General features: G+C 56.1%; 1 rRNA gene (only partly in view). It reads left to right on the top strand.

Annotated elements, in window-relative coordinates:
* Window positions 1-1,830, top strand: a 23S ribosomal RNA gene (locus tag ACGFWI_RS38765) (it extends 729 nt beyond the left edge of the window).
* Window positions 1,831-1,851: the final 21 nt, after the last annotated feature.

Here is a 1,851-nt window from a genome sequence, read left to right as displayed (position 1 = left end):
CTGTGATGGGTAGGGGAGCGTCGTGTGCCGGGTGAAGCAGCCGTGGAAACGAGTTGTGGACGGTTCACGAGTGAGAATGCAGGCATGAGTAGCGATACACACGTGGGAAACGTGTGCGCCGATTGACTAAGGGTTCCTGGGTCAAGCTGATCTGCCCAGGGTAAGTCGGGACCTAAGGCGAGGCCGACAGGCGTAGTCGATGGACAACCGGTTGATATTCCGGTACCCGCTTTGAAACGCCCAGTATCGAATCCATTAATGCTAAGGCCGTGAAGCCGGCCTGGAGTCTTCGGACAAAGGGACGTGGTGGAGCCGCCGGTCCAAGGTGGTAGTAGGTAAGCGATGGGGTGACGCAGGAAGGTAGTCCAGCCCGGGCGGTGGTTGTCCCGGGGTAAGGGTGTAGGCCGTGTGGTAGGTAAATCCGTCACACGTTAAGGCTGAGACCTGATGCCGAGCCGATTGTGGTGAAGTGGATGATCCTATGCTGTCGAGAAAAGCCTCTAGCGAGTTTCATGGCGGCCCGTACCCTAAACCGACTCAGGTGGTCAGGTAGAGAATACCGAGGCGTTCGGGTGAACTATGGTTAAGGAACTCGGCAAAATGCCCCCGTAACTTCGGGAGAAGGGGGGCCATTGCTGGTGATCCGATTTACTCGGTGAGCTGGTGGTGGCCGCAGAGACCAGCGAGAAGCGACTGTTTACTAAAAACACAGGTCCGTGCGAAGCCGTAAGGCGATGTATACGGACTGACGCCTGCCCGGTGCTGGAACGTTAAGGGGACCGGTTAGTCATGATTCGTCATGGCGAAGCTGAGAACTTAAGCGCCAGTAAACGGCGGTGGTAACTATAACCATCCTAAGGTAGCGAAATTCCTTGTCGGGTAAGTTCCGACCTGCACGAATGGCGTAACGACTTCTCGACTGTCTCAACCATAGGCCCGGTGAAATTGCACTACGAGTAAAGATGCTCGTTTCGCGCAGCAGGACGGAAAGACCCCGGGACCTTTACTATAGCTTGATATTGGTGTTCGGTTCGGCTTGTGTAGGATAGGTGGGAGACTTTGAAGCAGCCACGCCAGTGGTTGTGGAGTCATTGTTGAAATACCACTCTGGTCGTGCTGGATGTCTAACCTGGGTCCGTGATCCGGATCAGGGACAGTGTCTGGTGGGTAGTTTAACTGGGGCGGTTGCCTCCTAAAGAGTAACGGAGGCGCCCAAAGGTTCCCTCAGCCTGGTTGGCAATCAGGTGTTGAGTGTAAGTGCACAAGGGAGCTTGACTGTGAGACTGACGGGTCGAGCAGGTACGAAAGTAGGGACTAGTGATCCGGCGGTGGCTTGTGGAAGCGCCGTCGCTCAACGGATAAAAGGTACCCCGGGGATAACAGGCTGATCTTCCCCAAGAGTCCATATCGACGGGATGGTTTGGCACCTCGATGTCGGCTCGTCGCATCCTGGGGCTGGAGTCGGTCCCAAGGGTTGGGCTGTTCGCCCATTAAAGCGGTACGCGAGCTGGGTTTAGAACGTCGTGAGACAGTTCGGTCCCTATCCGCTGTGCGCGTAGGAGTATTGAGAAGGGCTGTCCCTAGTACGAGAGGACCGGGACGGACGAACCTCTGGTGTGCCAGTTGTCCTGCCAAGGGCATGGCTGGTTGGCTACGTTCGGAAAGGATAACCGCTGAAAGCATCTAAGCGGGAAGCCTGCTTCGAGATGAGTACTCCCACCCCCTTTGAGGGGTTAAGGCTCCCAGTAGACGACTGGGTTGATAGGCCAGATATGGAAGCCTGGTAACGGGTGGAGTTGACTGGTACTAATAGGCCGAGGGCTTGTCCTCAGTTGCTCGCGTCCACTGTGT

The organism is Streptomyces sp. NPDC048434 (assembly GCF_043200375.1).
GTDB lineage: Bacteria > Actinomycetota > Actinomycetes > Streptomycetales > Streptomycetaceae > Streptomyces.
The sequence above is the reverse complement of the archived record's forward strand: the minus strand, read 5'-3'. Positions and strand labels throughout refer to the sequence as shown.